Consider the following 17,342-nt stretch of genomic DNA (forward strand, 5'->3'; position numbering starts at 1 on the left):
AAGTCAGTACGTACTTACCCAGGAGTGTGGCCCGATGGCGCGTGAGATCTTCACCGAGGAGCACGAGGCTTTCCGCGACATGGTGCGCGCCTTCATCGCGAAGGAATGCGCCCCGTATCACGAGCAGTGGGAGAAGGACGGCATCGTCTCCCGTGAGGTCTGGCTCGCCGCCGGACGCGCTGGCCTGCTCGGCATCGACATCCCCGAGGAGTACGGGGGCGGCGGCAACGACGACTACCGCTACTACGTGATCTTCGGCGAGGAGCTCGCCAAGGCCGGCATCCACGGCCCCGGCTGGGCCGTCCACAACGACATCAACGGCGGCTACCTCAAGCAGCTCGCCAACGACGAGCAGAAGGCCCGCTGGTTCCCCGGCTACTGCTCCGGCGAGCTGATCACCGCCATCGCGATGACCGAGCCGGGCGCGGGCTCCGACCTCCAGGGCATCAAGACCACCGCCATCAAGGACGGCGACCACTACGTCCTCAACGGCTCCAAGACCTTCATCTCCAACGGCATCCTCGCCGACCTCGTCATCGTCGTCGCCAAGACCGACCCCTCCGCCGGCCACAAGGGCGTCTCCCTCCTCATGGTCGAACGCGGCATGCCCGGCTTCGAACGCGGCCGCAACCTCGAAAAAATCGGCATGCACGCCCAGGACACCGCCGAACTCTCCTTCGACAACGTCCGCGTCCCGGCCGCCAACCTCCTAGGCGAAGAGGGCATGGGCTTCATCTACCTGATGACCAACCTCGCCCGCGAACGCCTCTCCATCGGCGCCACCGCCCTCGCCGCCGCAGAAGACGCCTTCGAAAAAACCCTCGACTACTGCAAGACCCGCACCGCCTTCGGCAAGCCCATCGGCTCCTTCCAGAACTCCCGCTTCGTCCTTGCCGAGATCAAAACCGAAATCACCATCGCCCGCTCCTTCACCGACAAGTGCATCCTCGCCGACACCACCCACACCCTCACCCCCGACGAAGCCGCCATGCTCAAATGGTGGAACACCGAACTCCTCAAGCGCACCGTGGACCGCTGCCTCCAACTCCACGGCGGCTACGGCTACATGACCGAATACCCCATAGCCAAGGCATACCAAGACGTCCGCATCCAAACCATCTTCGGCGGCACCACCGAAATCATGAAAGAAATCATCGGCCGCAGCCTAGGCGTCTAGCCTGACCTGCCTCTTCATGGCTTGTGTTGTCCCAAGATTCTAACGCCTCGTTAGATCATTTGTTAGACGGTCGGCTCCGCGGTGCCTCGGTTGAGGCCCGGCCGCAATGCGGCCGGGCCTCAACAGTCCTTGCTCGGTCACACCCAGGCGGCGAGAGGCTCGCTCACCCGCGGCCCTCCGGCTCAGGGGCCTGGAGAACCGCCCAGACCGTATGCCCGCGGTCGGCGCTTCCGTGCATTCCGTGCGAAGCCGCGATCTGGCCCACGATGAACAATCCGCGGCCGCACTCCGCGAGCGGCCCAGAGTTCTCCCACTCCAGCTCGCTCTCGGCTCCCTGGTCCGCTACCGCGATCCGCACCCCGGATCGCCCGGCCGAGACCTCGACGCCGAACACTCCGCCCTCCGCGCCGGATCTGGTATGCAGAAGCGCGTTGTCCGCGAGCTCGGTCACGACCAGCGCGGCATCGTCCTCATACCCCGTGCCTGCGAGCAGAGTCCTCGCGAGGTTCCTCGCCTTCCGAACCTCTTCGGGCCTCCCCGAGAACACGGCGAGAACACGGCGTGCCAGAGGCGATCGCCCTGGGCATGCACCCACTTCTCTTCGTCGACCCCCGGAACCTCCGCGGTGAGCCTCATCTCGGTCCTCCCCGAGGTCCGTGCGTCGCGGACACAGGCGACACGAGCTGTACTCGAGGAAGCGGCTGTCCAGCGCGCCGAACCGGGCGCAGCGCGCTCAGCCGGTCCCGCAGCTGCCACGGGTGCCCGCTCGTCACCTGCTCCCGCGAGCGCAGCGCGACCCACAGGCCGGCCCGCCCTCCCGACGGCGGCAGGAACAGAATGCCCCACCCGCCGTTCCTCGGCTTGTTGAACACCTCGCGCAACCACGAGAGCTCATGCGCCCTCTCGCCACCGACCAACGCCCTGAACCGCTCATCGACCACGGAGCGCTTCTCGGGCGGCACAGGAGCAGTCCCGCTCGTGTGCGCCAGTTCCGCCTCACTCACCATGCGACGACCGTCCCCCTCTCTCAGGCTCGTTCCTGTCCGGACGGAACCGCGCACCGTCGAGCCGTAGGTGAATCCACGATCGGAATGTGCCGAAGGTGAGCGTTCCGACTGTCACCGAACCGCTACGCAGTGCACTATGGGAGTGGCCCCTTCCCGGCCACCTCCTGGCCCCCCTCGCCCACATCCGAGGAACCGCAGGTGAACGACAGAACCAGCGTTACTCCGGCTCGTCTGAAACACCTGCGCGAACAGGCCGGAATGTCGCAAAGCGAGCTCGCCGCGGCGCTCTACGCCATCACCGGCACCGCGACGGTCACCCGCCACGAGGTCTCCCGCTGGGAGAACGGCAAGCGCAGACCGACCGCCTGGCTCGACGCCCTCGCACTTGCCCTGAACGTCGACCTCGCCGAACTTCTAGGTCCCGGCACCGGATTCGCTCGAGATGACGCGGCAGCCGAAGAGCCCGGATCCGACCTCGCCATGCTCGGGTCGTTCCGCTCGGCGGACCTCCAGATGGGCGGAGGGCATCTCTACTCGACGGTCATGGGTTACCTGCGAACCAGCGTCGGCCCGCGCATCTTCGGCGACACGAGCCAGAGCGACTCCAGCAAGGTCTTCGCAGCAGCAGCCGGCTTCACCGAGATGGCGGGCTGGATGGCCCACGACGCGGGCCACGACCCGCTCGCCCTCCAGCATTTCCGCCGAGCCCGCGAGTTCGCCCAGATGAGCCCCGACCACGAACTCGGCGCCCACATCCACGCTAGCCTGAGCCACCTGCACATCCAGCAGGACACCCCGGCCGAAGCCATCAACCAGGCCCGCCAAGGCCTCACCCTGATCGAGTCCAGCGCTCCCGCCCCACACCTCTCCGCACGCCTGAGCGCCATGGAAGCCCGAGGCCACGCCGCCCGCGGCCGATCCGAAGCCTGCGGCAAGGCTCTCGCCAGGGCCGAACGCATGATCGCTCACAGCACCACATCTCCTGCCTCACCCTGGGCCAGCGACTTCGACGCCGCCTCCCTCGCCAGCGAAGCAGCACACTGCGAACTCCGCCTCGGCCACCTAAACGCCGCAGAGAAGCACGCGAGACGCATCGTCGAGCTCCGCTCCGGCCCCCGCGTCCGCAGCCGAGCCTTCGGCCAGCTCCTCCTAGCCTCAGTGCTCCTCCGCCAACACCGCCTGGACGAGGCCTGCGCCGTCGCCTTGGACGTCATAGCCACGACCACAGCCCTGAGCCCGACCTCGTAGCCCAACGACTGGCCGCCCTCCGCCCCCTGGCCCTCCCACACCGCACCTCCACCGACGCCCGAAACCTCCTCACCGCCCTGGACGAGACCCTGCCGACACGCCTGGGTCTATACCGTTGGATCGCAGGCAGCCCGCCCAGCGCCAGCCCGTGAGGAACCCATGCCGCCAGAAGACCCTCTATACGAACGCGACCCCCAAGCCTGGAACCAGCTCCTGGCCGAAGGCAACGCCTCCCAACCCCGCAAACGCGTAGGCGCCGACGCCCTCATCCGAGACCCCGAAGGCCGCATCCTCCTGGTCGACCCCACCTACAAACCAGGCTGGGACCTCCCCGGCGGCATGAGCGAAGCCAACGAAAGCCCCACCGACACCATCACCCGCGAACTCTCCGAAGAACTAGGCCTGACCCTCACCCCCGGCCCCCTCCTCTGCCTCGACTGGGTCCCACCCCACGGACCCTGGGACGACTCCCTCATGTTCCTCTTCGACGCCGGCACCCTCACCAACACCGAAGCCGCAGCCATCACCTGCACAAGCCTCGAAATCGCCCGCTTCGCCTTTTACTCCAAGTGTCAGGCTTTGAACCTGCTTCCCGGACGCCAACGCGTCCGCCTGGAGGCCGCACTTGCCTCCCTCGACGAGGGACACCCTGTCTACCTCCAGGACGGATGCTTCTGGCAGTCATAGCTCCACTCACAGCATGAGCTCAGAAGCTTCTGCGGTGTCGGCGCTGAACGCTTTGACACGGGCCAGCTGTGCTCAACGCAGAGAGGCCGCGGTGGGAACCGGACTCTTCGCCCCTCCCACGCGCGGCCAGTGTGCCCTCGGACTCTAGGTCAGACTATGACTGCTGGATGACAACGATGATGTCGCCGCCCCCACTCTCGTAACGGATCACCGCGTTACCTCCGCTGGGCATCGCAATGAAGATCGAAGTTGTCGGGTAGCGATGCCGTCCGTTGTACATAACGTCTCCTTTTAGGCATAGCGAAAGACCGGATCCGTGATAGCGGATACGGTCGACTTAAACTAAGTTGAAAAACGAAAAACCCTGCACGGCAGGGTTTTTATTTGGAGATTTTTATTAAATTAAATCTCCGGCAGTAGGCATGAAGAGCCTTGTGTGAGCATTGTAGGGCCCTGTCGCGCTTGCCACAAGACCCTCGGCGTGGCAGAAACCCCTCCGATTTGTCTCGTGGGCACGTTGCGCAACAACGCCATCAGCTAGGCAATGAGCATTGCGTACTATCCGGAGCCTTTCGCGCAGCTGTCCGACTGGCAAGCGGGCGGACAGCTGCCCAAGGCACGTTCAGGCCGTCAGGTCAGGGTCGTGGTCACCGATCGAGAGCGCCACCTGCTGGCCTCATGCGTCTTCGGGTGGGCTCATGAGCTTGAGCAGGTCCTTGAGGCTGACCTTGTAGCTGGCGCCGATCAGGACAACGTGGCAGGGGAATCGGCCTCTTCGTGCGAGGTCGTAGGCCTTCGTGCGGCCGATCCCGAGGATGCCGGCGGCGGTCATCAGGTCGATGAAGGGCGGGAGCGAGCGGAGGTCGTCGAGAGTGATGGGCTTCATGCCTCGCCCCTTCCGTGAGCCCGCCCGGGTCGTGCTTGAGGTGGATGGTTTGGACGGGTACCCGCCGAGCTGGTCTTGACGATGGCTTCGCTGGGAGGCATGGGGAAGGCCTGGCTTGCCACGCGTGCGGGTGTGAGCTGGGGTTTCGCGTTGACCGCGCTGATGGCGCTCTGGGCGCGTCCGAGAGTGTTTGCGACCTTCCTCGCGGTGGTGCTGGCTGAGCGAAGTTCGTCCTGCGCCTCGTGGATCTCGGTGACAGGGCTGTGGCCGAGGTCATGCCCGAGTCGTCCCGCGTTCAGTTCATCGGTGAGGAAGCGGTCGAGCTGTTCGAGGGTCTGCCCCAGTCCGTAGACGGCCTCGGAGAGGTTGCCGAGGACCGAGTAAGCGGTTCCGGGATACGTCAGTCCTGGGGGTCGGGCGGTCGCGTGGTTGAGCTGCCGCACGTTGTCGTAGACGTTGCGCGCGAGCTGCTCGATCCGGTCGTCTGCTGCTTGCTGGGTTCTGCTCTTCGTCATTGCCGCAGGCCTTCCGCGTTCGGTCAGGGTCGGCGCAGCGTGACGCGGTTGGCTAGCGTGCGAGCCCGGGTGATACTCGCATGTCGGTCCTCTGTTCCGCCGACTCAGCCATGGGCGCTCCTTTCTCTTAGGGACTCCGCGCACTGCTGCACGTCCGTGCTCGTTGGTCGAGCACTGCCAGCCCTGTTACCCAGAGTCGCGGGTGTTTACTCCTGGCGTCTTCGATCTATCTTCCGGCTGCTCGCGAACGAGCGGGGGAGGTCGGTGAAGTGTCGGGTGACGGTCGCTTTCTTGATGTCGCGCTCGCTCGCGGGGGAGCAGGGAACGACACGGCGAGCAGACCAGGAAGGACTGGATGAGCCTGCCTCGATGCCTGCTGGGTCGGGTCCGCCATCTGCTTGAGTGCATCCGCGGCCGCCTGAGCAGCCTGAGCCTGCGCGATCCGCCCCTGGGCGGCGCGGTGCGCGGCGATCCTCTCGACGAGGTGCGCCAGGCACGAGAACAATTGGATCCACGCGACAGCCCTTCGGTATGCGTCTCCGGTCTGGCGGCTCAGCGCATGGGCGAAAACCCGGCTTACCGTCCTCAGCCCGCGCGAGTAGGAGCCGAGAGGAGACACGCGCCCGTGAGGTTCTCTGCCGGCCCTGGCGTAGACGTCGGCGATGTGACTCATCCGGGGATTCCCGGTCGCGTGGGCCACTGTGTGAAGGACACCGGTGGTGGCCGCTGCAATGTCCGAGCGCACCTCGGGACTGCTGCTCCACTGGAACCGATGGGCGGCCTGCATGATGGCCTGGGAGGCTGCCCGGCACACGGCCTCACGCTGTTCCGGGCTGCGGATCGCTCGCGGACGGATCAGCGGATAGCTCCGGATTGGATTGGCCCATCTCTGGCAAAGCTTCGGAATGCTGAGTTCCGGCGCGAGCCGGCCCCCGGAGAACCAGATCTGCTGTCCGTCCTTCGTGATGTCACCGGGGAGGCCGACCTTGTATCCGGTGACCTCGGATTGAATCCGCGTGCTGCGGCGGGTGCGGACCAGGACTCCTGCGTCGGCGAGCATTGCGAAGAACTCGTCGGGTCCCGCAGCTCCACTGGCTGCGGTCGTCACAGCTCGGCGGAGCGTCTGGCGCGGTACCTCTTTACGGCCCCGACGTGCGGCTTTCTCGTCTTCAGCCCGGGTGGCACGTCGATTCGCGGTCCTGTCGGCCGGTGCCGTCCGCCGCAATCCGTGGCTTTCCTCGGCGGCGAGGCATGCCTCCCGGACTTTGAGTCTGTCGTTCCACAGCCGCGGCGTCCGGCCGTCCTCGTGGGCGAGCGTGGCGACGATGTGGACATGGTTATCCGCGTGGCGGATCGCGATCCACCGGCATCCGGAACGATCCGCGTCGCGGATGATGCCGACGCGGCGGAGCGTCTCCGCGGCGATCGCGCCCCACTGCTCGTCACTCAGCCACGGATCCTCCGGAGCCGCGCGTAGCGAGCACTGCCATACCGGCTGGTCGAGACTTTTGACGGATAGAGCGGCCAACGGCTGTCGCAGCAGGCTGATGAGCGGTCTGAGGTCCGGCGCACCATTCTCGTTGTGAGGCTCCAGTTCAAGGGGAGTCCGGAAGCCGGCCACCACGTGCGGGTTGTCGTGGACGCTGGTGCGACCGGGACCGTAGAGATAGACGATCAGGTTCCCCACGTTCGACCCGCGAGTGATCTTTCCGATCATCGGCGGTGGATCAGTTCGTCCAGGCCCATGGCCAGCTCATCAAGCCTCTGAAGGCTCCCCGCGACCAGTTCCAGGCACCAGCCCAGCTCCGGAGGGCACTGCCCGGAGGCGTTCAGGCGAAGCGCGATCTGGTTGAGGTTCCCGCCGACCCGCCGGATCTGGTGGTTCCCCTCCATGACTTCCCGCAGCAGCGCCCGGTCAGCCGCCCTCACCACCGGCACGTCCTCACGGGCCACCAACAGCACTGCCTCGGCGGTGAAGAACGTCCGAGTCACGCCTTGGCGTCCTGCCGCCGCCGTGATGACCTCGTACTCGTCTTCACTGAGCCGCAAGCACAGGCATTTCCGCCTGGGCCCCTCTCCACGTCGTCGATACGTCTTCTGAACTGGCACTTCGTCGCAGCCATCGGGCACTACCCGCACCTCCGGATTCTCCGTGGACCGCGCCCGGTCCATCCCTCGGTGCGAAGTGGACGAGCGCGCAGCGTCGCCCACTTCGTAGCCACGAATGCCTCATCTTGCACCCCGCGGAGCCATCCCGATAAATGGCGCCGGAAGCCGCAATCGGCTGCAACCGACTGCCGGGTCCCGGAGTGGGTCGAAGATGATCAGCCGCTGCCAATGAGGCCATGTGTACGGAGCTCGACTCGTGAGCCTGATTGTGGTGGCCAAGCGGGAGGCCAGAGCGTCGCCAACCCGGTGCCCCTCGTCCACTATGTCGAAGCCCATTGCTGGGACTCTCTTACGCCCCGTGAGTCCAGCACCCCTTGCGTCGAGGAATCAAAATCCTTCGGCAGGGCCGATTCGGGGCTTGATCAGATAATCTCTGGCTGAAACACGGTGAGCTGGGCTTGACGTGGCCCGGCTGCGTGTCCTGTGGGCGGTAGTCGACGTGTGGAGGTGCCCGTCCTTGTCGCGCCAGACAACGCCTACCCGGTTGGTCGACCGGCGAGACGAGCTCGCACTCCTCATGGGGCGGGTCGACGCTTCGATACGAAACCGGAGAACCAGCGTCCTGGTCCTGCGCGGGGAAGCCGGCGTCGGAAAGTCGAGCCTCCTGAGCGCGTTCGCGGACGCTTCGGTCGAACGGCACCGACAGGCCGGTCTGCTGCACGGCTACGGCCAGGCGATGCTCAACTCGCTGGCATCCGATTCCTTCCAAGCAGTGCGCGAGTGCCTCAGGTCGCTTGCTAACGCGGCTGAACGTTCCGGTTCGCGGGACATGGTGGGCCGGGTCGTCGACTCCTTCCGGCTGCACGCTCCAGACTGGGTCGAATCGGTGCCGATGGTCGGCGGCCTGCTCGCGGCAGGGATGAAGACCGGACGATCGGTCCGCGAAGCGGGACGCGAGACCGTCGACATGGACAGCAGGCTCGACCAGCTGATCGGGTTCGTCGACGAGCTGCTGAAGCGCGGACCGCTGCTGCTCGTCCTAGACGACCTTCACTGGGCCGACACCGCGACCGTCGACCTGCTCGTGACGCTGGCCCTGCGCGTCGAGGGACCGTTGACGCTCGTCTTGGCCTACCGCCCGGACAACCTCCAAAGCCGCGACGAGGCCCACCCCTTGAAGCGGGCGTTGTTCCGGCTCCGTCGCTACCGGGACGACTGCGTGGAGATCGATCTTCCACGCTTGACCGGTGAGGACACCGAGGTTCTCGTGCGCCAGGCAGCCAGCTCCCGTGTCCCGTCAGGGCTGGTCGCGCAGATCGTGCAGATGAGCGAGGGGAACCCGTTGTTCGCAGAGTCGCTGGTCCGGCTCGGCAGCGAGGCCCATGCGGGGATGCCGCGAAGAATAACCGCGGTTTTGGAAGAACGTCTTTCTTTCCTGGACGTCGCGGATCAGAGGATTTTGGAGGCCGCCGCGCTGATCGGTTACAGCTTCGAGGTCGACTACCTGGCCCAGCTTGCACGCATGGACGTCGACGACGTCTACGAGCGCCTGGACGTCCTTTTCAGTGAGCATGCCCTGGTCCGGCCAGCCGATCCGCGAGACGAACTCGACCGGTACACGATCCACCACCCTCTCCTCGCTGAAGTCCTGCGTGAGCGAGGGGTGGTGAACGGTCCGCGGTGGCGTCGTCAGCACCGCAAGCTCCTTGAACTGCTGGAGGCGGAGCGGCCCTGGGATGACGAGATGCAGGTTCGGGCGGTCGCGGTCGCTTCGGAGGCCGGGGTGAAGGAGAAGACCTGCGCCTACGCCATCGACGCTTCCCGCAGGCAGTTCGCCATCGGTTCGGTGTCGAAGGCCCGTGACCTTGCTGCGGTCGCTGTGGATCAGGGGACGAACACGGTTGAGGCATTCGTGCAACTCGCCGAGTGCCTTTCCGCAGAAGGCAACTATGTCGCCGCGGCTCAGGCCTGCTCGTCCGCGGTGACGCAACTCGGCGCTGCCACCGACGAGGCTGCCTTGGCCGTCCGGCTTCTGTGGGCTCGCAACCTTCGTATGACCAACAGCTGGGAGGAGTGCCGTGGCCTCCTCGACCAGCTCGTCGCCGCGAACGTTGGTCCTGGCGAGATCCTCGCTGAAGCGCTGATGCTCCATGCGGAGATCGCGCTGTGCGGCCCGGTCCAGGACACGGCTCGCTGCATTCAGCTCTGCGGTGTGGTCGCGGAGATGTCGGCCAATCCCGAACTCCAGTCACGCGCCCACGGGCACCGCGGCCTGGCCCATCTCGCCGCCTACGACCACGCCGAAGCCGATCGCTGGCTGCTGCACGCGATCCAGGTCGCTCGGGAAAAGGAACATCCCTACGCCGAGTACGAGGCGATCCACTGGCTGAGCAAGAAGGCCATGGCCTGCCTCGAACTGGACCGCGCCTGGCGCCTGCTCCGAGCCCTCGCGCACAACTCTGATGCGTCCGGCGTCGCGAGTGACAGCCCCTGGCACCTGCGCGACTCCAGCCGCGTCCTCGGCCTGCAAAGCCGCATCCCCCAGGCCGCGACCGTCCTCGCTCAGTACCTCGACAGCGCCTACCCCAGCTCCCCGGGACGAGCCATCACCACCCTCGCCTGCCAGATCGGCGAACTCGAGTCCCTCTTCGGCAGGCCAGCCGGGGACGATCTCCTCGCAGAACTACTCGCCGGCCTGACCGGCACGACCACCGAGAACCGGCACGCTCACCTGAGCGACCAGCTCCGTCTTCTGTCCGACCGTCCTCACCGCTGGGAGCCCATCCCGTTCACGGTCAACGTGCTCGGGGGTCGCGCACGACGAAGCCGCCGCGGCCGACGCGATCTTCCGATTCGACGTCCTAGACCTTGCTCGTCTCCGTTCCCTGACCCCGAACGCTGGGTAGGCATGCGGCCGTGAGGAGCGAAGCGCGAGAGGAATTCTTCCTGGCTCCCGGCCTGACCCTCCTCAACCACGCCTCCTACGGCCTCACCTCCCGTCGAGTCGCCGCCCACGCCGACAGGATCCGGCAGGAGATCGAATCCGACCCCACCGTGTACCTCGGTCAGCACCTGACCGAACGCCTCCGGGAACTCACCGCCGAGGTAGCGACCGCACTGACGCTCCCGGCGACCGGAACCACACTGTGCGCCAACGCCACATCAGCAGCGGCCGCGATCATTTCCTCGCTCCCGCTGGGACCGGGTTCGACGGTCGCCGCAGAAGTCTCGCTCACCTGGGACTCCGCCGACCTGGTCGAGCGCTTCTCCTGGCCAGGAACCTTCGACCCCGTCCCACGCCTGTCCCTCGACGAAGCCCTCACCCAACACCACGGATGGCTGACAGCAGGCGCATTCACCCGATGCGAAGACCTCGCCGCAGCCTCAGTCCCGCTCCTGACAGGGCTCGGCGCAATCCCGACCACCACCGACGCATACACCCCACCAAGGATGCGCGCCTTCACCCTGGACGGAGTCACCGCTCCCGAGGTCAAAGCCAGCATGAGCCGAGCCGGAATCCGCGTCTGGTGCGGCCCCGGCGCAGACGGATCAACCATCCTCCGCATCGCCACCCACGTCTACACCGACCAGGCCGACCTCGAACTCCTCTGTGCCCAGGTGAAGGAGACCGTTCCCTGATGGACGTCCCCGAGATCCCCGACCGCCTCGAAAAGGCCATCATCTTCCTCCGAGGCGAAGACGACGGAAGGACCTGGCTCGCCGCGCTACCAAGCCGACTAGCCAGCTACGCCGACCGCTGGGACCTCCAACTCCACGAGATAGCCGAAGGCGGCGCCATGTCCTGCTGCGTCTACTGCTCAACCCCAGACGGCACCCCAGCAGTTCTCAAAATCCCCGTAGACGAAGCCGCCGGCAGATCAGAAGCCCTCCTCCTAGACCACTGGGCCACCTCATCGGCTTCCCCCGACGTCCTCCACCGCGACAACGAATCCGGCGTCTTCCTTATGAGCCGGATCACCCCCGGCGCCACAGCCTGGGCCACCGAAGGCCCCGAAGACTCCCGCCGCTTCGGCGACCTCCTCACCCGCCTCAACCCCCCCGACCCCCTCCCTCAAAGACCTGGCCGACATCGCCGCGATGCGCCTGGACTGGGCCCGCGACCGATTTGCCGACCCCCGCTACGCCAACGACATTGCCTCCATCAAAGACGCCGAAGCCGTCCTGGCAACGCTCCTGGCCACCACCACAACCCACCACGTCCTCCACGCCGACCTCCAAGCCAAAAACATACTCACCAGCCCCAACCACTGGTACGCCATCGACCCCATGGGCGCCACCGGAGACATCAACGCCGAAGCCGCCCTCTGGATCGCCATCCAAGACGGCCCCACCACCATCGAACATCGCCTAACGGAACTCTCCCCCCACCCCCTCCTCGACCTTCCCCGCCTCCGCTCCTGGACCTTCGTGTTGGCCACTGCTGAATACAGGCCTTACCTGCCTCCATCCGCCATGCGGATCGAAGGATTCCTCGCCCAGAGTGCACCCGCTGAGCTCATCGAAGGCCTCAGGTAGCTGTTCGCCGTGCTGGAGAAACGCATCCCTCGCAGAGAGCCGCAGACGCAGTCTTCAGAAGCCCTGCTATGCGCGATTCGTGCCGGTGGTCCAGGATGTCGGTGCGGTGCCTGATACTGGTTCCGGGTAGGAAACGGGTCGGTTCCTGGGACGCTGTGGGGTGGTTACGCAAGATGGACGCTCGGATCAGGGCTCTGGCCGACCGGTCACCCAACTTCGGCTTCCTGCTGCAGTATGAGCCTCTGCTGGTCCTCTACGGGGCTGGTGCCGAATCGGCGATCTTCACTGATCCGAACGTGGCCCTCCTTAAAACCCGTCAGTTCGGCGAGGTCCTCGCTACCGACCTGGTGCGACGAGGCCGAGTCCGTGTGGATGGTGATCGGCAGGTAGACCGACTCCATGCGCTTAACCGCGAAGGCTTCCTGCATGGTGACGTGGGGGCGGCTTTCCACAAGATCCGCGATCTCGGTAACCATGCGGTCCACGACAATCTGGGTGTCGCGAACGCTCCAGCCGACCAGCGGAATGCCTTCGAGGCCGTTAAGACCTGCTTCAGGCTGGGTGTGTGGTTCCACCGGCTCTTGGACGGCACACGAGAGGTCCGGCCGTTCGTGCCGCCTCAGCCGCCTACGGTGGAGGGGGCCCGCGCAACGTCGGACGCCGCCGAGCTCGCCGAGTTGAGGGCGGTGGTCGAGCAGGCGCAGGAGGAGCTGGCCCAGTCTCGGCTGACCTTCGAGCACAAGGCTTCTCTGCTGGAGGCTGAACGTGACGCCCGCCGGGTAGCCGAAGAAGAAGCCGCCCACGCCCAGGCCGGTCAGGCCGGGCTGGCCGCGATCATCGAGCAGATACAGAGCCAGATCGCCGATTTGCAGCGCCGGTTCGAGTCGGCACAGTCCACCGCGACACTTCAGCAGCGTGAAGACCTGCTGGCCAATGCCGAGAGCGCTTCCCGGGAGCCGAAGAACGAGGTTCAGGTCCGCCAGAGCCTCGACAGATTGCTGCACGAAGCCGGTTGGTCAGTGCAGGACGTTGGCGTCGGCCTGGATTTGTGGGCCAGCCAGGGTGTTGCGGCCCGCGAGTTCACGGTGCAATCCGGTCGTGCCGACTATTTGCTGTATGTGAACCGCAAACTTGTCGGCGTTATCGAGGCCAAACGCGAGGGAGCCGATCTGTCGGCCGCCGAGCAGCAGGCCGACCGGTACGCCGATCACTTGAAGTCTGAGCAGCGGAGGGCCGCATGGCGTTCTACGCTGACCTTCCGGTATGCCTCAGACGGCGGAGTCACGACGTTCCGCAATACCCTGGATCCTGACTCTCGGACCCGTCAGGTCTCCTACTTCCACCGGCCGGACACCATCGCCAGGTGGATGCACGACGCCGACCACGATCCCCAGGCCCCCACCTATCGGGCCAAACTCCGGCATCGCCTTCCCGAGTTGGTCACCGACGGACTGCGCCCTGCGCAGATCGACGCGATCCGTGGGGTGGAGCGTTCGCTGGCGGCGGGACGCGAGCGAGCGCTGATCCAGATGGCGACCGGTGCCGGTAAGACCTTCACCGCTTGCACGTTCTCCTACAGGCTGATCAAGTATGCCAAGGCGGCACGGGTCCTGTTCCTGGTAGACCGCAACAACCTCGGCACTCAGGCCCGAACCGAGTTCGAGAACTTCACTACCCCCGACGACGGGAGGAAGTTCACAGAGCTGTACAACGTGCAGCAGCTCACTGGCAGTGACATGCTCGCATCGTCCAGCGTTGTAGTCTCCACCATTCAGCGGCTCTACCTGGGATTGTCCGGCAAAGCCATCCCGCAGGCCGACGACCCCGAGCTCGACGAATACGAGGTAGAGGGTGAACTCGACCTCGCCTACAACCCGGAGTTCCCGCCGGAGACCTTCGATCTGATCGTCGTGGACGAGTGCCACCGGTCGATCTACGGCAAATGGCGTTCTGTCCTGGACTACTTCGACGCTCCCCTCGTCGGCCTGACCGCGACCCCGGTAGCGCAGACTTTCGGGTTCTTCCAGCAGAACCTCGTCAGCGAATACACCTACGAACAGGCCGTCGCCGACAACGTCAACGTCGACTTCAACGTATACAGGATCAAGACCGAGATCTCCGAGTCCGGGGCGCTGATCGAGGCCGGCACCACGGTTCCTGTGCGGGATCGACGCACCCGACGCCAGCGGTACGAGGACCTCGACGACGACTTCCAGTACGCGGGCAAAGACGTCGGAAATCGTGTACTGAGCCTCGGCCAAATGCGGACCGTCATCCAGGCATTCAAGGATCGCCTCTACACCGAGATCTTCCCCGAACGCTCCAACGTGCCCGAGAACAAGAGGATGGTCCCCAAGACCCTCATCTTCGCCCGCAACGACGAACACGCCGAAGAGATCGTGTCAGTCGTCCGGGACATATTCGGACGCGGCAACGACTTCTGCGCAAAGATCACCCACAAGGCGAAACGCCCGCACGAACTGCTTGCCCAGTTCCGAAACTCCGCCACGCTCCGCGTCGCGGTGACAGTCGACATGATCGCCACCGGCACCGACGTGAAGCCGCTCGAGTGCCTGATCTTCATGCGGGACGTACGGAGTTGGTCTTACTTCGAGCAGATGAAGGGCCGCGGCGCCCGGACCATCGCGCAGGCCGAGCTCCAAGCCGTTACCCCGGATCTTCAAGAGAAGACCCGGTTCGTCATAGTGGACGCTATCGGCGCCACCGAAAACCCCAAGGTCGACGCCGCACCGCTGGACCGCGATCCCGCCAAGCGCGAAAACCTGGAGAAGCTTCTAGCGAAGGTCGCGGCCGGGACCATCGGTGAGCAGGAGGTGTCCACCCTCGCATCCCGGCTGGCCCGGCTGGACAAGGAGCTGAACAACCAGTCCGCGCAGAAGGCCGACATCGAACAGATCGCGGGCCGCCCGCTCCACGACATCGTTCGAGGCATGGTCGACGCTGTCTCCGTGGACGCGCAGGAAGTCGCACGCCGCAGAGGTGGCGAGCAGGCCATGCAGGAACTACTGGATCACGCGTTGGAGCCACTCGCCTCCAACGCCGAGCTCCGCAAGCGCCTAGTAGAGACCCGTCGGGCCCTCGACATCATTACCGATGAGGTGAATCAGGACAGGGTTGTGTTCGCTGGTGCCATCCTGGACGCCGACGAAAGCAAATCGATGATCGAGAGCTGGCGCGAGTTCCTCGAGGAGAACCGAGACGAGATCACTGCGTGGCACACCGCGTACAGCCAGCGCAGCAAGCCGCCGCACGAAGTCTTCGCCGAGCTCCGACGCCTCTCACAGAGGATCTCCCTCCCCCCACGCCGTTGGACCCCGGACCGCCTGTGGAAAGCTTACGAGCAGGCCGGGATAACTGCCGAACGCGGAAGCACGCGGCACGGCGTCGCAGATCTCGTGACCGTCATTAGGTACGAATTGGGCATTGACGAGCAGCCCCGTCCATATGAGGACATTATCAATGAGAGGTTCACGAACTGGCTCGCACGCCAAGAACAGGCCGGGGCACGATTCACCCACGACCAGATCTGGTGGCTCGAAAACATCGCCCAGACCACCGCCCTGTCGGTACAGTTCGACACTGCGGCCTTGGATGACGTCCCATTCAGCACCCGAGGCGGCACCGATGGCTTCCTTGCCTCCTTCGGCGACGACCGCGCCATTAACATCCTCCAAGAACTAGACCAGGACCTTACTGCATGACAGAGCTACCCCAAGGCTGGACCAAGAAAACTCTCAAAGAGCTCGGCGTAGTTGCGCAGCCCGGATTTGCTAGCGGGAAGCATAACCGTGATGGCGGCCTCGTCCACTTGCGGCCAATGAACATTTCTCGCGATGGAAAAATCGTCCTTTCGGACGTCAGATTTATCGAAGACTCGTCCGAACGTCGTGTGAGATTCGGAGATGTTCTATTTAACAACACGAATAGCCCGGCTCTCGTCGGTAAAACCGCCTTCGTTACCAGCGAGAAGCCTCTAGCCTATTCAAATCATATGACGAGGCTTCGGCCGCTAGATAACCTCGACTCGAAGTTTCTCGCCACACAGCTTCATTGGCTATGGATGCAGGGCTATTTCAAGACGGTTCTCAACAATCATGTGAACCAGGCGAGTGTAGCCTCAAAGACTCTTTTGCAGACAGAGATAGTGGTCCCACCACTGCCTGAGCAGAAATTCATCGTCGCCACCCTAGAGAAAATTCTCACGCGCCTAGCCACGGGCACCGAGGCAACAAATTTTGCTTTGCAGAAGGCAGCGCAGCTAAACAAGCTTATTGAAGACCACGCTGTCCTAGGGCTTGCGGAGTTGCCGATCGAGCACGAGGGGTCGGGGCAGGATTCGCTCTCACTGGTGACCTCGTCTCGACAGCAAATGGTTACTAAAAGTAAGAAGCAAGCACACCAGCCCGAGTCGTCTCGTTACGTTTTCCCAGAGCACTGGACCATTGCGTCAGTCGACCAACTCTGCTGGAAAATTGAATACGGGACTTCGGCGAAGTGTCATTCCACTTCCTCGGGATCGGATATTCCTGTAATTAGGATGGGAAACATTCAGGCCGGTTCTATCGACATGGCAAATCTCAAATACCTTCCGACCGCCCACCCCGACGTTGCAAAGCTGTTCCTGAACAACGGTGATCTTCTGTTCAATAGAACGAACAGCGCAGAGCTCGTCGGGAAATCTGCAGTGTATAAAGACATTTACGGCCCTGCAACGTTCGCATCATATCTAATTCGTTGCCGATTTTTGGATGGCGTGATCCCGGAGTGGGTCAACCTTGTAATTAACAGCTCCCTTGGCCGATCCTATATCAAATCCGTGGCAAGTCAGCAGGTCGGCCAGGCAAACGTAAATGGAACCAAGCTTGCCCGGATGCCTATCCCATTCCCCCCACTGCGCGAACAGCAAAGAATCCTGAACAACGTCCGCACTCAAAAGGGCGCGCTGTCAGCGATGGTCAACTCAACTTCCAGTCTAAATGGGAATTTTGAAACACTGAAAGCGTCGATTCTGGACTCGGCGTTCTCTGGAAGCCTAGGTAGCGTGGGGGTTGAACAGGTGGTCAGCCAGGGTGTTGAGCATCAATCAAAACCCGCCAATGATAAGATTTGTGGCACCCAGCTGCTAATTGATGATGATTCGCTCGGAGGCCTGTAAT

The 17,342-nt window shown here is 64.2% G+C and carries 12 protein-coding genes and 1 pseudogene; 8 read left to right on the plus strand and 5 right to left on the minus strand.

Annotation, left to right across the window (positions count from 1 at the left end; all coding sequences use genetic code 11):
- Positions 1-34: 34 nt before the first annotated feature.
- The gene (locus tag R9X44_RS02850; protein ID WP_319812345.1) at positions 35-1,177 is read left to right on the plus strand and encodes an acyl-CoA dehydrogenase family protein; all 1,143 of its coding nucleotides are present in this window, start codon (positions 35-37) and stop codon (positions 1,175-1,177) included.
- Between the two features lie 163 nt (positions 1,178-1,340).
- Here R9X44_RS02850 and R9X44_RS02855 read toward each other — a convergent pair whose 3' ends face one another.
- Positions 1,341-1,724 carry an ATP-binding protein gene (locus R9X44_RS02855; RefSeq protein WP_319812346.1) on the minus strand — a complete coding sequence of 128 codons (384 nt, stop codon included), beginning with the start codon at positions 1,722-1,724 and terminating at the stop codon, positions 1,341-1,343.
- A gap of 658 nt (positions 1,725-2,382) precedes the next feature.
- Between R9X44_RS02855 and R9X44_RS02860 the strand changes: the two genes are divergently transcribed.
- Together R9X44_RS02860 and R9X44_RS02865 are read left to right on the plus strand one after the other, a co-directional pair.
- The gene (locus R9X44_RS02860; RefSeq protein WP_319812347.1) at positions 2,383-3,432 is read left to right on the plus strand and encodes a helix-turn-helix domain-containing protein; all 1,050 of its coding nucleotides are present in this window, start codon (positions 2,383-2,385) and stop codon (positions 3,430-3,432) included.
- Between the two features lie 159 nt (positions 3,433-3,591).
- Positions 3,592-4,119, plus strand: coding sequence for an NUDIX hydrolase (locus R9X44_RS02865; protein WP_319812348.1), 528 nt, complete (start codon positions 3,592-3,594; stop codon positions 4,117-4,119).
- 676 nt (positions 4,120-4,795) lie between these two features.
- Here R9X44_RS02865 and R9X44_RS02870 read toward each other — a convergent pair.
- The 4 genes from R9X44_RS02870 to R9X44_RS02885 all read right to left on the minus strand — a co-directional run bounded on the left by R9X44_RS02870 (position 4,796) and on the right by R9X44_RS02885 (position 7,692).
- On the minus strand, positions 4,796-5,005 hold the full coding sequence (locus R9X44_RS02870; protein ID WP_319812349.1) for a helix-turn-helix domain-containing protein: 210 nt from the start codon (positions 5,003-5,005) through the stop codon (positions 4,796-4,798).
- Complete coding sequence (locus tag R9X44_RS02875; protein ID WP_319812350.1) at positions 5,002-5,520, minus strand: hypothetical protein; 519 nt, start codon at positions 5,518-5,520, stop codon at positions 5,002-5,004. The genes R9X44_RS02870 and R9X44_RS02875 overlap by 4 nt, the downstream gene beginning before the upstream one ends.
- Positions 5,521-5,746: 226 nt before the next feature.
- On the minus strand, positions 5,747-7,237 hold the full coding sequence (locus R9X44_RS02880) for a relaxase/mobilization nuclease domain-containing protein (RefSeq protein ID WP_319812351.1): 1,491 nt from the start codon (positions 7,235-7,237) through the stop codon (positions 5,747-5,749).
- A complete protein-coding gene (locus R9X44_RS02885) occupies positions 7,234-7,692 on the minus strand; it encodes a plasmid mobilization protein (protein WP_413774895.1) in 459 nt (152 codons plus the stop codon). Before R9X44_RS02885 ends, R9X44_RS02880 begins: the two co-directional genes overlap by 4 nt.
- A gap of 454 nt (positions 7,693-8,146) precedes the next feature.
- Here R9X44_RS02885 and R9X44_RS02890 point away from each other — a divergent pair, with 454 nt between their 5' ends.
- From R9X44_RS02890 to R9X44_RS02910, 5 genes and pseudogenes are all read left to right on the plus strand, one after another.
- A complete protein-coding gene (locus R9X44_RS02890) occupies positions 8,147-10,549 on the plus strand; it encodes an ATP-binding protein (protein ID WP_319812353.1) in 2,403 nt (800 codons plus the stop codon).
- Positions 10,546-11,268, plus strand: coding sequence for a hypothetical protein (locus tag R9X44_RS02895; protein WP_319812354.1), 723 nt, complete (start codon positions 10,546-10,548; stop codon positions 11,266-11,268). Before R9X44_RS02890 ends, R9X44_RS02895 begins: the two co-directional genes overlap by 4 nt.
- Positions 11,269-11,700: 432 nt before the next feature.
- A pseudogene (locus tag R9X44_RS02900) lies at positions 11,701-12,165 on the plus strand (aminoglycoside phosphotransferase family protein); the annotation flags it as partial.
- A 173-nt stretch (positions 12,166-12,338) separates the two neighbouring features.
- On the plus strand, positions 12,339-15,887 hold the full coding sequence (locus R9X44_RS02905) for a DEAD/DEAH box helicase family protein (protein ID WP_319812355.1): 3,549 nt from the start codon (positions 12,339-12,341) through the stop codon (positions 15,885-15,887).
- On the plus strand, positions 15,884-17,341 hold the full coding sequence (locus R9X44_RS02910; RefSeq protein ID WP_319812356.1) for a restriction endonuclease subunit S: 1,458 nt from the start codon (positions 15,884-15,886) through the stop codon (positions 17,339-17,341). The genes R9X44_RS02905 and R9X44_RS02910 overlap by 4 nt, the downstream gene beginning before the upstream one ends.
- Position 17,342 lies beyond the last annotated feature (1 nt).

This window comes from Actinocorallia sp. A-T 12471, assembly GCF_033875155.1.
GTDB lineage: Bacteria > Actinomycetota > Actinomycetes > Streptosporangiales > Streptosporangiaceae > Actinocorallia.

What these genes read in the sequence shown, in the direction of transcription:
- R9X44_RS02850 (WP_319812345.1), top strand. Translation starts at nt 35, where the DNA reads ATGGCGCGTGAGATCTTCACCGAGGAGCACGAGGCTTTCCGCGACATG.
- R9X44_RS02865 (WP_319812348.1), top strand. Translation starts at nt 3,592, where the DNA reads ATGCCGCCAGAAGACCCTCTATACGAACGCGACCCCCAAGCCTGGAAC.
- R9X44_RS02870 (WP_319812349.1), bottom strand. Translation starts at nt 5,005, where the DNA reads ATGAAGCCCATCACTCTCGACGACCTCCGCTCGCTCCCGCCCTTCATC.
- R9X44_RS02875 (WP_319812350.1), bottom strand. Translation starts at nt 5,520, where the DNA reads ATGACGAAGAGCAGAACCCAGCAAGCAGCAGACGACCGGATCGAGCAG.
- R9X44_RS02880 (WP_319812351.1), bottom strand. Translation starts at nt 7,237, where the DNA reads ATGATCGGAAAGATCACTCGCGGGTCGAACGTGGGGAACCTGATCGTC.
- R9X44_RS02885 (WP_413774895.1), bottom strand. Translation starts at nt 7,692, where the DNA reads ATGGACCGGGCGCGGTCCACGGAGAATCCGGAGGTGCGGGTAGTGCCC.
- R9X44_RS02905 (WP_319812355.1), top strand. Translation starts at nt 12,339, where the DNA reads ATGGACGCTCGGATCAGGGCTCTGGCCGACCGGTCACCCAACTTCGGC.
- R9X44_RS02910 (WP_319812356.1), top strand. Translation starts at nt 15,884, where the DNA reads ATGACAGAGCTACCCCAAGGCTGGACCAAGAAAACTCTCAAAGAGCTC.